9 protein-coding genes are annotated in these 19795 nt (G+C 63.5%); 3 read left to right on the forward strand and 6 right to left on the reverse strand.

The features are described from left to right. Positions 1-26 precede the first annotated feature (26 nt). The gene (locus tag NXS98_RS17230; RefSeq protein ID WP_283846295.1) at positions 27-1247 is read left to right on the forward strand and encodes a phage portal protein; all 1221 of its coding nucleotides are present in this window, start codon (positions 27-29) and stop codon (positions 1245-1247) included. 13 nt (positions 1248-1260) lie between these two features. On the opposite strand, the gene NXS98_RS17235 is transcribed toward NXS98_RS17230, so the two are convergent. The 6 genes from NXS98_RS17235 to guaB all read right to left on the reverse strand — a co-directional run bounded on the left by NXS98_RS17235 (position 1261) and on the right by guaB (position 7784). After that, a complete protein-coding gene (locus NXS98_RS17235; protein WP_283846296.1) occupies positions 1261-1929 on the reverse strand; it encodes an HAD-IA family hydrolase in 669 nt (222 codons plus the stop codon). Continuing rightward, positions 1926-3182: a NupC/NupG family nucleoside CNT transporter gene (locus NXS98_RS17240; protein WP_283846297.1), complete on the reverse strand. Its 1257-nt coding sequence runs from the start codon at positions 3180-3182 to the stop codon at positions 1926-1928. The genes NXS98_RS17235 and NXS98_RS17240 overlap by 4 nt, the downstream gene beginning before the upstream one ends. 66 nt (positions 3183-3248) lie before the next feature. Then, complete coding sequence (locus tag NXS98_RS17245) at positions 3249-4007, reverse strand: 3-keto-disaccharide hydrolase (RefSeq protein ID WP_283846298.1); 759 nt, start codon at positions 4005-4007, stop codon at positions 3249-3251. Between the two features lie 166 nt (positions 4008-4173). Continuing rightward, positions 4174-4554, reverse strand: a complete 381-nt coding sequence (locus NXS98_RS17250; protein ID WP_283848197.1) for a dUTPase — start codon at positions 4552-4554, stop codon at positions 4174-4176. Positions 4555-4647: 93 nt separating this feature from the next. Beyond that, a complete protein-coding gene (locus NXS98_RS17255; protein WP_283846299.1) occupies positions 4648-6132 on the reverse strand; it encodes an MFS transporter in 1485 nt (494 codons plus the stop codon). Positions 6133-6215: 83 nt separating this feature from the next. Further along, complete coding sequence (gene guaB, locus NXS98_RS17260; protein WP_283846300.1) at positions 6216-7784, reverse strand: IMP dehydrogenase; 1569 nt, start codon at positions 7782-7784, stop codon at positions 6216-6218. Positions 7785-8018: 234 nt separating this feature from the next. Here guaB and NXS98_RS17265 point away from each other — a divergent pair, with 234 nt between their 5' ends. Further along, a complete protein-coding gene (locus NXS98_RS17265) occupies positions 8019-15671 on the forward strand; it encodes an Ig-like domain-containing protein (RefSeq protein WP_283846301.1) in 7653 nt (2550 codons plus the stop codon). Further along, on the forward strand, positions 15656-19753 hold the full coding sequence (locus tag NXS98_RS17270) for a lamin tail domain-containing protein (RefSeq protein WP_283846302.1): 4098 nt from the start codon (positions 15656-15658) through the stop codon (positions 19751-19753). The genes NXS98_RS17265 and NXS98_RS17270 overlap by 16 nt, the downstream gene beginning before the upstream one ends. Positions 19754-19795: the final 42 nt, after the last annotated feature.

The following is a 19795-nucleotide window of genomic DNA, read 5'->3' on the forward strand; positions in this document are numbered from 1 at the left end:
ATGCGCAAACTTGAAACACACACCCCATGAATATCCTGCACTCGCTCCGTCACTGGTTCGCCCCGGCTCCCGCCCAGAAGGCCTTCGCGCCCACCCTCGCCGCCTGGTTGCGCGGGGACCTGGCCGAGACAAGCGGCCATTTTGTCAATGCCTACCAGCAATCCACCTGGGTTTATGCCGCCATTTCCGCCAAGGCCGCCAAGCTGGCCCAGACGCCGCTCAAACTGTATTGCGGTGAAGCGGCGGTGGCCAGCGGGCCGGCGTGGCAACTACTGCAGCGGCCGCATCCGCGCCTGGACCGTTTTGCTTTTTGGGAGCTGGTGGCCACCTGGTTTGATTTGCGGGGGGAAGTCTTTTTATTGCCGGTGGATTGCCAGGGAGCGGTGTGCGCCCTGCGCCCTGGCGCCGGCATCCAACATCTGCTGCCGATGCCGCCGGAGCAGTTCACGGAAATCATTGAAAACCACACCCTGGCCGGCTGGCGCTACCACTCCACCGGCGCCACAGACCCGCTGGCGGGCATGGTGCTGTTGCCGGAGGAGGTGCTGCATCTGCGCCTGCCCAATCCCTGGCATCCGTGGCGCGGGCTGTCACCCCTGAGCGTGGCCCAACTGGCCGCGCAAACGGATTACCACTCCGCGCAGTTCATGAAGGGCCTGATTTTGAACAATGCGGATACCGGTCTGATTGTCACTACGGAGCAGCATCTGTCGCAGGCGCAAATGGACCAGGTGCAGGCCGCTTTGCGCGAGCGCAAGGCCCGCGCCGGCATGGCGGACCGGCCGCTGTTTTTATCCGGGGGCGTCAAAGTGGAGAAACCGGCGCTGAATGCGGCTGATTTGCAATTTTTGGAGAATCGCAAGTTCAACCGGCAGGAAATCCTGGCGGTATTTCGCGTACCGGAGACCATTCTCGGCTTTACCGAAGATGCCAACCGCGCCGTGGCTGAAGCTCAATGGCGGCATTGGATTCATCACGTATTGGCTCCGCTGTGCCGCCGCCTGGAAGCCGGCCTGCAGCCGGTGCTGGATGCGCTGGAGCCGCGCGCGGGTTTGACTGCGTGTTTCGACGTGGAGGATTTGCCGGAAATGCAGGAGGCCCGCCGCGGGCGGGTGGACGCGGCGCGCACGCTGTTTCAATTGGGGGTGCCGCTCAATGACATCAACCGGGTGCTGGACCTTGGTCTGCCCCATTACCCGTGGGGCGGTCGCCCCTACCTGCCGCAGAATGTGCAACCCATTGCCTGAGCGAATGGCGGCGCTACCGGCTGGCGAGGGCTTGTAAATCGGCGAGGGTCACTTCGGCAATGGATTGGCGGACAAGGTCGGCGGCCTGGAGTTGTTCGGCTGGATAACTGGAAGCCACCGCCACACAGCGCATCCCCGCCGCGCGCGCGGCTTGAATGCCGCTGAGCGCGTCCTCAATCACCACGCATTGCGCGGGGGGCACTTGGAGCCGGCGGGCGGCGGCGAGAAACAAATCGGGCGCAGGTTTTTTGTGCACGGCGTCCTCGGCGCTGACCACGGCATCCCAAGTGGAAGGGGGCAGGCCAATTTGCCGGAGGTTGGCTTCAATTTTGATGCGGTCGGCGCTGGAGGCCACCGCCGTGCGCAGGCCGGCGGCGCGGCAGCGGTGCACCAGCTCGACCGCGCCGGGAAAGGCGCGCAGTTGGGAGGGCACGAGTTGAAGGTAGATTTCGTAGGTGCGGCGTTTGGCCTCTTGCAGGTCCAGGGGGAATCCGTATTTCTCGGCCACTCCACCCAGGTAGCGCAGCTCGCCGGTGCCGATGAAGGGATGAAAATCCTCGGGCTGCACGACGAGTCCCCGCTCCTTGAACATGGCGATGGCGGCGGCGTTGATGAGCGGCTCGGAATCGGTGAGCACACCATCCATGTCAAAGATGACCGCAGTCAGGGCAGTGGGTTTCATATCATCAGGCCTGCCAGGGTGGCGGAGACATAACAGGCGAGCAGACCGCCGAGCATGGCGCGGAGGCCCAGACGGGCCAGCTCGCCACGCCGCTCCGGCACCAGGGCGCCGATGCCGCCCACCTGAATGGCAATGCTGGCAAAGTTGGCAAAGCCGCAGAGGGCGTAAATGGCAATGGTGTAACTGCGCGGGTCCACCGTGGCGGCGTTCAGCGAGACGTAGCCGATGAATTCGTTGAGCACCACCCGCTCGCCGAGCACCGAGCCAATGGTGAGGCAATCGTGCGCCGGCACTCCCATGAGCCAGGCCAGCGGCGCGTTGAGCCAGCCCAGGAGGGTTTGCAGGTTGGCCGGGGAGGTGACGCCGGCCAGCGATTGGGCGCCCACCAGCAGGGCATTGGCGAGCGCCACCACCGCCACAAAAGCAATAAGCATGGCCATGACGTTGAGGGAGAGTTTCATGCCGTCGGCGGCCCCCTGGCACAGCGCATCCAGGCTGTTGGTGGTGGTGCGCGGAATGAAGCCGGCGGCGCGGCCAGCCGTTTCGCTGGTCTCCGTTTCGGGCAGGAGGATTTTGGAAAGGTACAGGGCCGCGGGGGCGTTCATGACGGAAGCGGTGAGGAGATGGCCGGCAAAGTCGGGATGGCCGGCGTCGGTGGCGAGCTTGACATAGACGGAAGCCACGCCGCCGGCGAGCGTGGCCATGCCGCCGGTCATGAGGCACAGCAGCTCGCTGCGGGTCATGCGGGCGAGGTAAGGCTTGACCACCAGGGGCGCCTCGGTCTGGCCCATGAAGATGTTGGCGGCGGCGGCCAGGGTTTCGCTGCCGCTGGTGCGCAGGGCGCGGCGCATCAGCCACGCCATGGCTTGCACCACCCGTTGCAGGACGCCCCAATGATACAGCACGGAGGAGAGGGCGGAGACGAGGATGATGGTGCCGGCCACGGTGATGGCGAAGACAAATGTTTGCCCCGGTCCAAAGGCTTTTTCCAGGGTGGGCGGTTGGGCCAGTGGCCCGAAGACAAAGGCGCAGCCTTCATTGGCGAAGGCGATGAGCGCCCGGATGCCGCGCCCGGCCCAATCAAAGAGGAACTGGCCGGCGCGCGTTTTGAGAATGAACAGGGCGAGGGCTGTTTGCAGGCCGAGGCCCCAGAGCACGGTCCGCCAGGGCACCCGCTGGCGATTGGCGGAGAGCGCCCAGGCGGCGCCCAGAAACACCGCCAGTCCCAATCCACCGGTGAACACGCTCTGCACGGGCGCGCAGTGTAAAGCGCCGCCGTTTCGGCGTCGAAAAAAAACTGGCCGGGCGTGAAGGCTGCCTTACAACTCCCGCACGAAGATGTTTTTGAATTGGAGGAGGCTGGGGGGACTGTTCCAGCGGCCCTGGGCATCCTTGCCGCCGTGGTGTTGGAGGGCGATGCGTCCGCGCAGGGGCAGGTCGGGGATGGTGGCGCCGGGGATGACGGTGATGCCATTGAGCACCACGGTGACGGTGCGCCCGCGGACGGTGATTTCAAAGCGGTTCCATTCTCCCACCGGTTTGTCGGCCTGATGACGGGGGGTGACGGCGGCGCGCAAATCCGGCGCGGTTTTTGGGTTGGTGCGGATGCCATACATTTCGCCCGAGCCGATGGGCCAGCACCAGATATTGACCTGGTAGGTGCCGGAGCCGCGCAGGAAGATGCCGCTGTCGGAGTCCGGCAGGGCCAGTTTCAGTTCCTTGCCGGTGACGTCGCGGGCGTGGGTGCCGTCGGGCAGGATGTAGGGGACATTAGGATTGGTGTAAGGAGTGGCCTTGATGCGCCAGTCCACACGCAGGATGAAGTCGCCGAGCTCCTTTTCGCACCAGAGGCTCTTGTCGCCTTTGGCTTCGCTTTCGGCGTCGTAGTCAATCACGCCATTGACCACCTTCCAGTGGCCGTTGTCGCCCTCGGGCACGCGCCAGCCGGTGAAGTCCTTGCCGTTGAACAGGGCAACGAAGCCCGGCGGCGGCTCGTTGTCCGCGGCGCGGGCGGCGAGGGGCGCGAGGAGAGCCGCCGCCAGGGCGGCGGCCAGGGAGGTAAGGAGATGGCGTTTCATGGCTTGGCAATGTTGGCGTCACGGTGCATTCGTTCATGCCCCAGCATCGGCGCAAGGCGCCCAGGGGGTTGGTGGGAATAAACCTTATGTGCCCCCCGCGCGCAAGGGAAAAGGCGGCGGGCGTGGCGGCTGTGGTCTGCCGAGCCGCCCTTCCTGGCCCGGTGGCTCAAATGTGCCGGGAGTCACTCTCGTCCTTGACGGTGTAGCCGGTTTCCTGGCGCTTGAAGTTGATTTCGTTTTTCTTCACGTAGGCCTGGAAAACGTCGTCGGCGCTCATGCCCAGCACCTGGGCAAGGCTGATGAGAAAATGAAACAAGTCCACCACTTCCACCCGGGCATTTTGCTCGTCAAATTTCTGGTACTTGGCCCACCACTTCCAGGGCACGCTGTCGGTCAGCTCGGCGATTTCCTGGGACATGGCCCGGCAGTAATTGAGGACCCATTGGATGCGCTCGGCCTCGGTCATGCCCTCGGTGCGGACACCGATGCGTTCGTTGAGGGCTTTTTGCATCCGGAACAGTTCGCGCAGTTGGTCAGGTGCGTCCATGCCCGCAGTGATGCCGCAGGCGGCCTTGCGCGGCAAGGGAAAAAGCGCCGGGATTTCTGTCCGTCCTTTCATTGGGCGTGATTGATCCTGGGGCTAATCGTTGCGGCCGGCTTCTTTCACGCGGATGAATTTTTGGAAAAAGATGAGGCCCAGCGGCGTGATGGCGGCCATCATGGCGATGTAGGTCCAGAGCATCCACGACATGCGCGGGCCGGATTCGGGGCAATAATGGTCCAGCAGGGGGCCGGAGGCCATGCCGACAAAAAACTTGGCCACGAAAAAAGGCAGGTAGGAGAGGGACATGTAGGAGGCTTCCTGTCCCTTGGGCGCGATGGCGGCCGGATATTCGTAAAGTCGGGGGGAGTAGAGGGATTCCCCGAGGGACAGGCCGACGACGAAGAGGAAAATCATGACGTAATAGGGATGGACGAAAGCGCCTTGCATGCCCAGGTACCCATAATACAACCAGGCGCCCAGCCAGCTATGAGCCAGCGGGGCGAACCAGGCCGGGGGCAGGGCCATGATAAAGACCGCCATCACGGCCACAGCACTGCCCAGGGTGACCACGCGATAAGCCGACCAGCGCAGGGTGAGAGTGCCCATGAGGGGGACCAGGAAGATGATGAGCATTTGGTTGATGGCCCACAGGCGGCCGATGGGCGCGCCGTCGCCCAGCTCGCGGATGCCAAATTTGGGGTAGGTGTAGTTCATGTGGTACATGATGAGCCGCACCGCCACCACGAGCGTCAGGAATCCGAGGAACTTGAAAAAGGCCGGCTGCCGCCACAATCCGGCAAAAATGCGGATGGTGTCATCGAAAGCATCCCGCACCGTCAGGACGAGTCCGCGAAGGACGTGCAGGTGGGCGTACTTGGGTTGTTCGGGGGTGATTTTGAGGCCTTCATCGGTGGCTTCCACCCCCGGGCGCAGGCCCCAGTAGAGGAGCATCAGATTGGGAATGGTCAGCAGGAAGCTGATGAGGAAGAGCACGCGGTAGGTGCTGAACTCCCATCCCAGCAAGGGGAGGGTGTAGCGTCCGGTTTCCCCCAGCCACGCGCGCACGTGGTCAAAGATGTAGGCCCCCAGGAGGAAGCCGAGGTTCATCATCACATAAAAAATGGAGAAGGAAATGGACCGCTGGGCGGTGGTGGCGTAGCGGCGCACGGCGGCCACCATGACCGGCGTCATCAGTGCCTCGCCCACGGCGAGGGACATGAGGCCCACCCCGACTGCCAGCCACGGCACGGTGCTCAAGGTCATGGTGCCGCGGGCAAAGATGCAGACCGCAAAACCGAGCAGAAAGGCGCGGCGCAGGCCAATGGCATCCACCAGCGACCCCACCATGACGGTGGCCATGGTCATGAAGGTGGACCACATGGCCACGATGTAACCGGCGTAGGCGTCGTTATAGCCGAGGTCGCTGGAGAGCCAGAGGATGAGGGTGGAGTTCATCACCCCGTAGGCCATGATGGCCAGCAGCTTGGCCATGAAGATGAGCCACAACTCCCGCGCGGCGCCGCGCAGCACCAGCACGCGCCCCGCGATTTGGCGGGTGAGCGGGGAGAATAGTTCGCTCATGAGTCGTCCGCCGTGCGCGCCTGCGGAGCGTCCGCTGCGGGGGGCTGCCCCGCCGCTGAATTTGGGCCGCTCATGGCTGGCGCTTATGTTGAAGTCTTGACCTCGACGACGTCATGCGGGCCGGCCTCGCGCATGCCGGCGGGGCTGACGCGGATGTAGCGGGCTTTCTGGCGCAGCTCGGCCAGGTTGGCGGCGCCGAGGTAGCCCATGCCGGACTGGATGCCGCCGATGAGCTGGGTGAGCACGCGATTCAACGGGCCGGCGGCTTCCTTGAGGGCCTCGATGCCTTCGGCGGCGACTTTGCGGGTGGGGTCCTGGGTGCTGTGGCCGTAGCGGGCAGCGGAGCCGGCCTTCATGGCCGCCAGGCTGCCCATGCCGCGATATTGCTTGTAGAGCTTGCCGCTGATTTCAATGACCTCGCCCGGGGCTTCATCGCAGCCGGCCAGAATGCCGCCGCAAACCACCGCTTGCGCCAGGGTCAGGGCCTTGACGATGTCGCCGGATTTGGTGATGCCGCCATCGGCCAGGAGGGTGACGCGTTTCTTTTTGGCGGCCTGGCTGCAGACGTAGAGGGCGGTCAACTGCGGTATGCCCACCCCGGCCACCAGCCGCGTGGTGCAGATGGAGCCGGGCCCCTGGCCCACCTTGATGATGTCGGCCCCGCAATCAGCCAGAAACTCCACCCCGGCGGCGGTGGTGACGTTGCCGGCGATGATGGGCAATTTGGGAAAGGCCTGGCGGATCATGCGCACGGCCTCGCCCACCCCCCGCGAAAAACCGTGCGCGGTGGACACGGCCACCACGTCCAGGCCGCGCTCGACCAGGCCGCCGACGTGGGAGATGAGGCGTTCGCGGTCAATTTCGCCGAAGGCGTTGCGGGTGGCGGAGACGGCGGCGCCGCAAATGAGGCGCCATTTGTCGTCGCGGGCGGGTTTGAAGAGGGCCTTTTTTTCCTGGATGATGCGTTCGACGTCGCTGATGGTGAACAGGCCGTAGAGGCGGTCCTGGTCATCCACCACCAGCAGCTTGTTGATGCCGGGGTGCTCGGAGAAAAATTTGTCCGCGCGGGCGATGGGGTCGCGGCCCAGCTCCCGTTTCTGAATGGTCTGCACCTGGGCGCGGGGGGTGAGGATTTCGGCCACGGTGTGTTTGGCGTAGCGGGGTTTGACCACGTGGCCGGGCAGCAGGCCGAGGAGCTTGCGCTGGGAGTCCACCACGGGAAAGGTGCGGAACTGAAAACGGCGCTCCTCCACCATGGCCAGCACTTCGCCAATGTGCTGTTCGGGGTTGACGGTGACGGGGTCCTGAATCAGCCCATGCACGTGGTGCTTGACGCGCGAGACTTCCGAGAGCTGCTCGCGGTCGCTCATGTTGTAATGAATAAGCCCCAGCCCGCCATTGAGGGCCATGCCAATGGCCATGGCGGATTCGGTGACGGTGTCCATGTCGGCCGAAATGATGGGGATGTTGAGGGTCAATCCCGGCGCGAGCACACTTTGCAGGACGGTGTCGCGGGGCAGGATTTCCGAGTAGTTGGTGGCCAGCGTGACGTCGTCATACGTCAACGCCAGCGAGGGGTGCGCCCGAAAAAAGGCGTCGGCTGGCAGGTAAAACTGGTTGTCGGTCGCGTTGCGAAACGATTTGGTCGCCATGCGGTATTTTGTTTGCAGTGGCTGGCAAAGGCAAGTCCGGAAAAGCAGGCGTGGGCAACCTTGTCCGCCGTGCCGGGCGCCACTGACGTTCAGGAGAGTCCGGGGAGAAATTGGGCTTTTACGATAACGGTCGAGGAGATTTGAAAATCATTGAGAGGACAGAAGAGGTTTTTTACGGTATTGTAACTTTGGCGCTTCATTTGGCGTCTATTTAGGCAACATACATAGTTTTGCATGAGACTCACAATTTGGGCCTTGGCTGTGTTCGGCCTTACCCTGGCAACAGCCATTGGGCAACCGGCAAATAATAACTTTGCCAACCGCATTACTCTCACCGGCCTAAGCGTCACCACCACTGGCAGTAATGTGGGGGCCACTATGGAATTCGGAGAAAACAACAATCCCAACAATGTCGGGCGGCTGGATGGAACGGTCTGGTGGAGCTGGACCGCGCCGCTCAGTGGCCGGGTGACCCTAGACACCATTGGCAGTGATTTTGATACGGTGTTGGGCATTTATACGGGGACCCAGATATTTCTTCTCACGGTGGTGACGGCCAATGACAACATTGCCGAGGGCCAGCCGCAGAGCCGGGTCAGCTTCGAGGCCACCAGCGGCACCACCTACCAGATTCAAGTAGGGGGGCGGCGGACGGGCGGTGGCGGGACCACCGCGCGGGGCAACATTGTGCTTAATCTGTCCATGCAATTGCCGGTCATCCTGGTGTCGCCCACCAATGGCAGTGTTTATGCGGCGGGGACTCCGGTGACTTTCACCGCGACCGGCATGGCGCAAACTCCGCCCATTGCCCGGATGGAGTTTTATCGGGGGACGACCCTGGTGGGGGCAGTGACCAATTCCCCCTATTCCCTGGTGGCGAGCAATTTGCCGGTGGGCACCTACGGGGTTTATGCGGTGTTGGTGGATAGCGCGAATGCGCGCTCCACCTCCGCGGTGGCCAACGTGGTGGTGATGAATCCAGGCGTGGCCATCAATGCGCCGGCGGATGGGGCCAATCTGGCCACCAATACGTTCACCATTTCGGCGGTGGCGGCGCTGTCTTCCGGCGCCATCACCAATGTGGCCTTTTATGGGAATGATTTGTTGATTGGCAACGATGCCACTGCTCCGTTTGGCGTCACTTGGACGGGCGCGCCGCAGGGAGTGCACTTGCTGCGGGCGGTGGGGTGGGCGGATAGCGGTTTGATGTACACGTCGCCGCCCGTTTATGTGGCCATCGCCCAAACGATTGTGCCGACCGGCGCGGTGTGGAAGTATCTGGACACGGGGGTGGACCAGGGCACGGAGTGGCGGATGCCGGGCTTTGATGATTCGGCCTGGGCGCAAGGGCCGGCGGAGCTGGGCAACGGCGACAGCACCGACGGGCGTCTGGAAGCCACCGTCATCAACATTGGGCCGGAGGGGGCCCGATTCCCCACTGTTTATTTCCGCCACTATTTCGTGGTGAGCAATCCGGCGGCTTACACCCAGTTATTATTGCGGGTGCTGCGGGATGACGGCGCGGTGATTTACCTCAACGGGACGGAAGTCAACCGGCAGAACATGCCCACCGGCACCATCACTTATAATACTTACGCGAGCGCCCCGGCGGGTGACGACGGGACAGTGTATTATGAGGCCAACATTGCCAACCTTCTGGTCCCAGGCACCAATGTGCTGGCGGTGGAGGTGCATCAAAACTCCGCCACCAGCTCGGACTTGAGCTTTGATTTGGAGTTGCGGGGGTATCCAGTCATCATCCGCAACCAATCTCCGGTGGTGACCTGGTTGACCCCCACCAATAAAGCTGCGCTGGCTGGGCCGGCTTCGGTTCCGTTGCAAGTGCAGGCCACCGACCCCGACGGCACGGTGGCGTTCACGGAATTTTTGGTGGATGGAGGGTTGCTTGGCCGGGTGACCAACAGCCCCTATCAAATCACTTGGGATGCGCCCGCCATCGGATTTCATACCTTGGAAGCGGCGGCGGTGGATGCCGAAGGGGGGCGGGGGAGCAGCGTTATTCAGGTCTCCATTCATGACGCCGGCGCCACACCGCTGGTGCAGTTGACCAGCCCCACCAACGGCACGCGCATCAGCGGTTTGGAAACGCCCACCAATGTGCTGATGGCGGCGGTGGCGGCCGGCGTGGGCGGGGTGGCGAGTGTGGAGTTTCGCGCCAACGGTCTGGCACTGGGCACGGATGCCACGGAGCCTTACAGCCTGGTGTGGAGCAATGCCAGTTTTGGCACCAATGCCCTGGTGGCCGTGGCCACCGATGGCCAGGGGCGCAAGGCCACTTCCGCGGTGGCCACGCTCATCATTGACGAGCCGCCGCGCAATACCCAGCCGCCGGTGGTGGCCAGCGTCAACCCGGCCCGCGGGGCGAGCCTCGGCAGTCTGACGAGCATTCAGGTTATTTTCAGCGAGCGGGTCACGGGGGTGGAGGCCGCGGATTTGCTGGTGAACGGTGTGCCTGCCACGGCGGTGAGTGGCAGCGGCTCCAATTACACGTTTACGGTGACCCAGCCGGCGTTTGGCGCGGTGGTGATTGCGTGGGCGGCCAATCATGGGATAGCCGACATTGGCTGGCCTTCTTCGCTGCCGTTTGACCCGCAGACATCCGGCAATACTTGGACGTACGATTTGGTGGACCGCACGCCGCCGGTGGTGGCGTCCCAAAACCCGCCCGCGGGCAGCACGTTGACCAACCTGAACCAGGTGACGGTGGTATTCAGCAAACCGGTGCAGGGGGTGGACGCCGCGGACTTTTTAATCAATGGCACGCCCGCCGTGGGCCTGGCGGGCAGTGGCACGACCTACACCTTCTATTTTGCCCAGCCGGGGCCGGGCACGGTGAACATCACCTGGGCGGCCAATCACGGTATCATGGATATGGTATCGCCGCCCAACGCCTTCAACCCGGCCACCACGGGCAACACTTGGAGCTACACGCTGGACAACCGCACCATTCTGGTGGCCAGCAATGCGGTGTACCGGTTTTTCCGGGGACGTACGGAGGCATCCGACCCGTACAATGCCTGGCGGCAGTTGAATTTCGACGACTCCACGTGGGAGGTGGGGCCGGCGCCGTTCTATTACGATGCCAACACCCCGCCGGTGTACTCGGGCAACACTGCCCTCAATGACATGCGCAACAATTATACCTGCGTTTTCCTGCGGCATGCGTTTGTGGTGCGCAATGTGCAGGCGATTACCAACCTGCTGGTGCAATTCCGCTGCGATGACGGTTTTGCCGCGTGGATTAACGGGGTGGAAGTGGCGCGGTATGCGATTCCGGCGGGGGAACCCAGCTACAACACGCTGGCCAACAATGCCCCCACGCCGCTGGTGACCTACACCTACACCCTGCCGGACCCGCGGACTTATTTGGTGGAAGGCACCAATCTGCTGGCCATCATGCAGTTCAATACCAGCCTCAACAGTTCTGATTTGCTGCTGGAAAGTGTGTGGTACACCTACCTGGCGGATGTCACCTTGATTCCGCCCAATGTGCAGGTGGTAATGCCACCGGCCGGGCCGGTGTTTTCCCTGACCAATCTCACGGTGAAGTTTTCGGAGCCGGTCAGCGGCGTGAACGCGGCGGATTTATTGCTCAATGGCGTGCCCGCCGTCAGCGTGAGCGGGGGCAGCAGCAATGACACCTATGCCTTCTCCTTCCCGCAGCCGTCCTATGGGCCGGTATCCATCACCTGGGCGGTCAATCATGGCATTGCGGACTTCGATAATCCGCCCAAGCCTTTCGAGGCCGCGGCGGCGGGCAACACGTGGCAGTACCAGTTGCTTAATCCCAATGCGCCGGTGGTGGCGGGGCAGAATCCGCCGGCGGGCGCGCAGTTGACCAATCTGACCCAAATCACCGTGATTTTCAGCAAGCCGGTGACCGGTGTGGATGCGGCGGACCTGCGCATCAATGGCCTGTCGGCGACTTCCGTTAGTGGCAGCGGCACGACTTACACTTTTGCCCTGGCGCAGCCGGCCTACGGCGCTGTGAGCGTGGCGTGGGCTGCCAATCATGGCATTACCGACTTGGAGATGCCGGCCAATACCTTTGAGAGCGCGCGGTCGGGCAATTCGTGGAGCTATACCCTGGTGGATTTGGTGCCGCCCACGCTGGTTTCGGTCACGCCTTCGCCCAACTCGCAAGTGACAAATCTCACCCAAATCACCGTGCGCTTTTCCGAGCCGGTGACCGGCGTGGATGCAACAGATTTGCTGGTCAACGGACAACCGGCCACGGCGGTGAGCGGCAGCGGCGCGCAGTACACCTTCAGCTTCCCGCAACCCAATGCCACCCTCATCCAAATCGCCTGGGCGCTGGGGCACGGCATCACGGACCTGGCCGCCAATCCCAACGGGTTTGACCGGAATGAGCCCAATGCCGCGTGGAGTTACACCACCCCGGACACGCTGGCGCCTTCGGTGGTTTCCATTGTGCCCCTGCCGGGGACGACGGTGGCACGGCTGGACCAGATTACCATCATCTTCAGTGAGCCGGTGACCGGCGTGGATGCCGCCGATTTGCTGGTGAACAGCCGGCCGGCGCGTTCGGTGACGGGCAGCGGGGCGGGGCCTTACGTGTTCAGCTACCTGGCGCCTTCCAACGGCGTGGTGGAAGTGCGGTGGGCCGCAGCGGCCAACATCGTGGACCTGGCCCCCCAACCGAACCTGTTCAGCGGCGGTGAATGGACCTACCGCCTGCAGGCCGGGGTGAGCTACGCCAACCGGGTGATTTTCAATGAAATCATGCACAATCCCCGCGGGGGAGCGGCGGCGCGGGAGTGGATTGAACTGCGGAATCTGGCCACCGAGCCGGTCAACTTGACGGGCTGGCGCATCAGCCGGGGCGTTTCCTACACCTTCCCGCCGGTCACCCTGCCGGCTCAGGGGTATCTGGTGGTGGCGGCCGATGTGGCAGCGTTTCGCTCGAATTATCCCACGGTGACCAACGTGGTGGGCGGTTGGACAGGGCAGTTGGCCAACGGCGGCGAGACCCTGGAGCTGGTTTCGGCAGAGGGCGAGGTGGTCAACCGCGTGCGTTACGCCAGCGAAGGGGATTGGGCGGTGCGCGAGCGGGGCCGGGGGGCGGAGCCGGTATTGAGCATCACGCGCAGCGGCAACACGGCGACGGTGACGATTTTCAGCCACGGCTACACGGCCAATGACCATGTGCTCATCAGCGGCGCCGACCAGCCGGAGTATAACGGCCGGTTTGTGGTGGGCGGGGTGGGCGCGAGCACCTTCACCATTACTGTCTCGGGCAACCCGGCCACACCGGCCACCGGCAACATCATTTGCCGGCAGGTGCTGGACAATGGGGCCTCGGGATGGGCCTGGTTCTCGGCGGCGGATGGCTTTGGCAGCTCGCTCGAGCTGGTCAACCCGGCTCTGCCCAATACCACCGGCCAGAACTGGCAGTCGAGCGCCCTGGCAGGCGGCACGCCGGGCCGCGCCAATTCGGTGGCGACGAACAACGTGGCTCCCTTGATTCTGTCGGCTTCCCATTATCCCATCGTGCCCCGCTCCACCGACCCGGTAACGGTGCGCGCGCAAGTGGTGGACGAACTCACCAATGGCGTGCAGGCGGTCACGTTATTTTACCGCAATCACACCACGACTTCGCCGGGGAACTTTCTCAGCCTGGCGATGAATGACGATGGCCTGAGCGGCGATGGCGGTGCGGGCGATCGCTGGTATGGAGCGCGGCTGCCCGCGTTCACCAACGGGACCATCATTGAATTCTACATTCAGGCCACCGACACTGCGGGGCTGAGCCGCACCTGGCCGGCGCCGGCGTGGAATACCAACGGCGTTTATGGGCAATTGGCCAACGCCCTGTTCCAGGTGGATAATGAAGTGCTCACCAACCTCATGGTGGGGGTGCGGGCCGTCATGACCGCCACCGAGCGCGCGACCTTCCCGACTACCGATACCGCGAGCGACGCGGCGTCGCACATCACGCTGGTGTTGCAGGACGGCAATGAAACGGACGTGCGTTACAACTGCAGCGTGCGCATCCGGGGCGCCGGCTCGCGCTCGCGCAATCCCAAGAACAACCGCATCAACATTCCCAATGACAATCCGTGGAAGAATCTCAGCGCCATCAATTTGAACTGCCAGTTTGTGCATGCCCAGTACGTGGGCAATGTGCTGGCCCAAAAATCGGGGTTGCCGGCGGCCGATTGCATGCTGGCGCAGTACCGGGTGAACGGCGTCAATCTGGCGCCCATGACCGCGCCGGCCAACAACAGCAGCCAGGGGGCGGGTTATGGCACCTATTTGTTGATTTATCCCGTGAACGGCGAGCTGGCGCAGGAGCTCTGGCCGGAGGATGGCGATGGGAACATTTACCGGGCTTCGATTTACCCGCACAACGCGAACTTGAGCTACCTGGGGACGGACCCCTCCAGTTACGTGGCCAGCGGGTATTACAAGAACAGCAATCGGGCGGAGAATGACTGGAGTGATTTGATGAATTTGACGTATGCCTTCAGCCAGATTTCCAACGAGCAGGACTACCGCAATGCCATTGTGACCAACCTCAATGTGCAGTTATGGATGCGGTATTTCGCCTATGGCACGATGGTGAATTATGGCGAAACCTCGCTGTTCAACGGGCGCGGGGATGATTACGCGCTCTACCGCGGCATGAAGGACCGGCGGTTTGTGCTCATTGGCCATGACTTCGACACCATCTTTGGCCAGGGGGACACCACGAGCTATTATCCCACCCTCACCAATTCCTCGATTTGGATTATGCTCAACCCGCCCAGCCCGGAGCCCAACGTGCCGTTGCTGCGCCGGTTCCTGACCAACGCGGCCTTTGCGCCCACGTTCTTTGCGGAGTTGAAACGATTGTGCGACACCACCTTCCATCCGGACCATTTGTTCCCGTTCTTTGACCAGCTCCTGACCGGCTGGGGGCCGGATGCGAACAAAATCCGCGAGATGAAGACGCACGCTTTCAACCGGCGGGCGGTGGTATTGTCGCAAATCCCGCTGACCTTGACAGTGGGCAGCGGCCTGCCCACGCAAAGCGGCTTTGCCTACACCACCACACCCAATGTCACTTTGTTTGGCCAGGCCAACGTGATTGACACCCGGCAGGTGTTGGTGAATGGCAGCTCCGCCCTGTGGTCGGCGTGGGAAGGGCGCTGGACCAACAACCTCACGCTGCGCCCCGGCTTGAACCGGGTGCTGGTGCAGTCCCTGGACAGCAATAACGTGGCGTTTGCCAGCGCCACCATGGACATCTGGTACGACACCACCGGCCAGAGTGTCTCCGGCACCATCAGCACGGACACGACATGGCTGGCGGCCAATGGGCCGTACAACGTGACGGGGACGCTGACGGTGGGCAGCGGGGCCACTTTGACCATTCAGGCGGGGACGACGGTGTATCTGGGTAGCGGGGTCAATCTGGTGGTGGCCAACGGGGGGCGGTTGCTGGCGGAGGGGACGGCGGCGGCGCCGATACGGTTCACCCGGGCGCCGGGGGCGAGCACGACGTGGGGGGGGATTACGGTCAACGGGTCGGCCAATTCGCCGGAGTCGCGGCTGGTGCATGTGATGATAGAGCACAACAACAGCACGGCCATTACGGTGACCGACGGGACGGTGTGGCTGGATAATGTGCGGTTTGGGAATACCGCGCGGCAGTATTTGGAGCTGACGCGGGCGTCGTTTGTGGTGCAGAACTGCGAGTTTCCGGCGCCGACGGGCGCTGTGGAGCCGACGCACGGGACGGGGGCATCAAGGCGGGGGGGCGGGGGATATTCCGGCGGAACTTCTGGGGGAAGGTCAATGGGTACAATGACGCGCTGGACTTTACGGGGGGCCAGCGGCCGGGGCCGGTGCTGGTGTTGTTGAACAACGTGTTCCTGGGGAGCGACGATGATTTGCTGGATTTGGACGGGACGGATGCGTGGATTGAGGGGAACGTGTTTGTGCGGGCGCGGCGGGCGGGGAACACGCCGGACAGCGGCAGTGCGATCAGCGGGGGGCAGAACGGGGGGCAGCGGTCGCGGATTACGGCGGTGAACAATTTGTTTTACGATTTGGACCATGTGGCCAACGCGAAGGAGGGGAATTTCTACGTGTTACGGGGGAACACGGTGGTGTGGCAGAACGGGGTGGGGAGTGTGGATGGGGTGACGGCGGTGGCGATATTGGCGGACGAGGGGACGGCGGAGGGGGCGGGGATGTATTGGGAGAACAACGTGGTGCACACGGCGGAGCGGCTGGTGCGGGGGGTGACCAATGCGGTGGTGACGTGGACCAACAACGTGCTGTGGCAGGTGGGGGGCGGGAGCTGGACGGGGCCGGGAGGGGGGAATGTGGGGGTGGACCCGCAGTTGCGGCGGGTGCCGGGGGTGGGGGAGACGGCGTTTACGAACTGGGCGGGGGCGCAGGCGATGTGGGAGTGGCTGGGGTTGCGGGCGGGCAGTCCGGCGCGGGGGCGTGGGGCGACGGGGCGATGGGGGGTGGAGGTGGCGGGGGTGCCGGAGGGGGTGACGCCGGAGCGTGGGGCGGTGTTGCGGGTGGGCTTTAATGTGACGGGGAACGGGATGCCGGTGGGGGCGTATCCGGCGGGGGCGGGTTACACGCATTACCGGTGGCGGTTGGACGGGGGCCCGTGGAGCGGGGAGACCCCGATTGGCACACCGATTGTGTTGAGCGGGCTGCCGGATGGGCCGCACGTGGTGGAGGTGGCGGGGAAGAATGACGCCGGCTGGTGGCAGGATGACCCGGTGTTTGGGGAGGATGCGGTGGTGACCCGGGTGAGTTGGGTGGTGGACGGCAGCCGGTTGCCGGTGCGGTTGAGCGAGGTGCTGGCAGCCAATCGCAATGTGACCAATCACTTTGGCACCACGCCGGATGTGGTCGAGCTTTACAATGCCAGCGATTTGGAAATCAGTCTGGATGGGCTGCGGCTGACGGATGACCCGGCGGCGCCCGACAAGTTTACTTTCCCGGCCAACACGGTGTTGGGGCCGCGCCAGTATTTGGTGTTGTTTGCGAATGAGCCGGACGGCACGCCGGGGTATCATCTGGGCTTCAATTTGAGCCAGAATGGGGAGGGGATTTATCTCTATAATTCGGTCCAGGGCGGGGGGCAGTTGCTGGATGCGGTGGAATTCGGGTTGCAGTTGACGGATTATTCGATTGCCCAATTCGAGGACGGGCAATGGCGGCTGGCGCAGCCGACGCTGGGCGGGCCCAATGTGGCAGCTCCCACGGGCGACATTTTTGCCCTGCGTTTGAATGAATGGCTGGCGCTGGCGCGCACGCCGTATGAGGGGGATTTTGTGGAAATCTTCAATCCGCAACCGTTGCCGGCGCCGTTGGGCGGGTTGTATGTGAGCGATGAGATGGTGAGCTGGCGCAACCGGCATCGGATGGCGCCGTTGTCCTTCATCGGGGGAGGGGGTTACCAGGTCTTGCTGGCGGATGGCAATGAAGAGGCGGGGGCGGAGCATTTGAGTTTCCGGCTGGAGGATACGCATGGCGGCCTTGGTTTGTATGCGCCGGATTTAACGCCCATTGACATCGTGGTGTATGACCGCCAGAACGCCAATGTTTCCATGGGCCGCTCGCCCAACGGCAGCACGAATGTCGTCATGTTCACCACGCCCACGCCAGGCGCGCCGAATCCCACCGTGGGCGCGGCGGCGCCTTTTGGCGGGGCGCTGGTCCTCAATGAGGTGCTGGCGCAAAACACGCTGACGGTGGTGGACGGCCGCACGCCGGACTGGGTGGAGCTGTACAATGGCTCGACCAACACGGTGGATTTGAGCGATTGCAGCCTGACGGACGATGCCACCACGCCGCGCAAGTATGTTTTCGCGGCCGGCACGGTCATGCCGCCGGGCGGCTATTTGCGGATTTATTGCGATGGCGGTTTGCCGGTGTCCACCAACAACACGGGCTTTGGCCTCAGCCTGAATGGCGGCGGGGTGTATTTGTACGATAAACCCGCCAATGGCGGAGGGTTGGTCAGCGCGGTGACGTATGGCTGGCAGGTGGCCAATCTTTCGATTGGCCGGCTGCCCAACGGCAGCACCAATTGGGGGTTGTGTCTGCCCACGCCGGGGGCGGGCAACATGGCGGTGATGTCGCTGGGCGACCCGGCGCTGGTGCGCATCAATGAATGGATGGCCAATCCCAAGAGCGGCAATGACTGGTTTGAACTGTACAATCCCAACTTCCAGCCCGTGGCCCTGGGCGGGTATTTCCTGACGGATACGCTGGGCAATCCGCTCAAGCATCCCATACCGCCCTTGTCTTTCATCGGAAGCGGGACCAATGCGTTTGTCCGGCTGGTGGCGGACAGCAACGTGGGGGCGGGGGCGGACCATGTGAATTTCTCCCTGCGCGCGGCCGGGGAGGCGCTGGGGCTGTTCACGCCCGCCGGGGTGGCGGTGGACACGGTGGAATTTGGCGCGCAGGAGGAGGGTGTGTCTGAGGGACGACTGCCGGACGGCGCGGCGGCGGTGCGGCGATTCCCCGGGACCGAGACGCCGGGCGAGCCGAATTATGCGCTGATGAGCCAGATTGTCATCAACGAGGCGCTGACGGACACGGAGCCACCGCTGGAGGACGCCATTGAGATTCGCAACGTGGGCACGCAGGCGGTGGATGTGGCCGGCTGGTGGCTCAGTGATGATCCGTCCTTCCCGCAAAAATACCAGATTAGCGGCCCGGCGGTCATTCCCGCCGGCGGATTCCTGGTGATTTACGAGCAGCAGTTCACCAACCGGGATTTGGCCGCGGTGCCGTTTGCGCTCAGCTCGGGCGGGGATGAAATTGTGCTGGCCGAGGCCGCCAACAACCAGCTTACGGGTTACCGGGCGCAGGTGCGGTTTGGGGCGGCGGCCGGAGGCGTCTCGTTTGGGCGGTATGTGAACAGCGTGGGGGAGGCGCATTTTGTGGCGCTGAGTGCGCGCACTTTCGGGGTGGATGATCCGTCCACGGTGGAGCAATTCCGGCAGGGGCGGGGCGCGCCGAATGCGCCGCCGCTGGTGGGGCCGGTGGTGATTAGTGAAATCATGTATCATCCGCCGGATTTGGGGACCAATGACAACGTGCTGCATGAGTACATTGAATTGCAAAACTTCAGCACGGTGCCGGTGGCCTTGTTTGACCCGGCGCATCCCACCAATACCTGGCGGCTGCGGGACGCTGTGGACTTTGAATTTCCGCCCAACACCACGATGATGCCCGGGGAGGTGATTCTGGTGGTGAGCTTTGACCCGCAGGCGGACACCAACGCCCTGGCTGCCTTCCGCGCCCAGTACCATCTTTCCTCGGGCGCCACGATTCTGGGGCCGTACCGGGGCAAACTGGCCAACAACAATGATGCCATTGAACTGGAGCGGCCTGATACACCGGACACCAACGGCGTGCCCTACATTTTGGTGGAGCGCATTCGTTATGCGGACCAGGCGCCCTGGCCGGCGCAGGCGGACGGGGCGGGGTACTCGCTCCAACGGGTGGATGTGCGGGCCTACGGCAATGACCCCATCAACTGGCGCGCGGATATTCCCAGCCCCGGCCCGGCGGCCGCGCCGCTGGATATTGACAGCGACGGCATCCCCAATGCGTGGGAGCTGGCTTATGGTCTGGACCCCTTCAGCCCGGTGGATGCCGCGGTGGATGCGGATGGGGATGGGCTGAGCAATTATCAGGAATACCTGGCGGGCACGCATCCCTTTGACGCGCGCAGCACCTTCAGACTTTTGCTGGCGCCCGCCACGGGCGCGCCTGGACAGTTGCGGTTGAACTTTGAGGCGCCGGCCGACCGCGGCTACCGTCTGGAGCAGGCCACGCGGTTAAGTCCGGGTGATTGGCAGGTGCTGACGAACATCAGCGCGGCGCCCACCAACCGCCAATTCAGCCTGCCGGTGGCGCCGGCTGCGGGACAATTGTTCTTCCGTTTGCGCACCCAGTAGGCGTGCTGGCCAGGGCCGGGCCGGGCTGGCCCCTGCGTTGAA

Source organism: Fontisphaera persica, assembly GCF_024832785.1.
In the GTDB taxonomy this organism is placed as follows: Bacteria; Verrucomicrobiota; Verrucomicrobiia; order Limisphaerales; family Fontisphaeraceae; genus Fontisphaera; species Fontisphaera persica.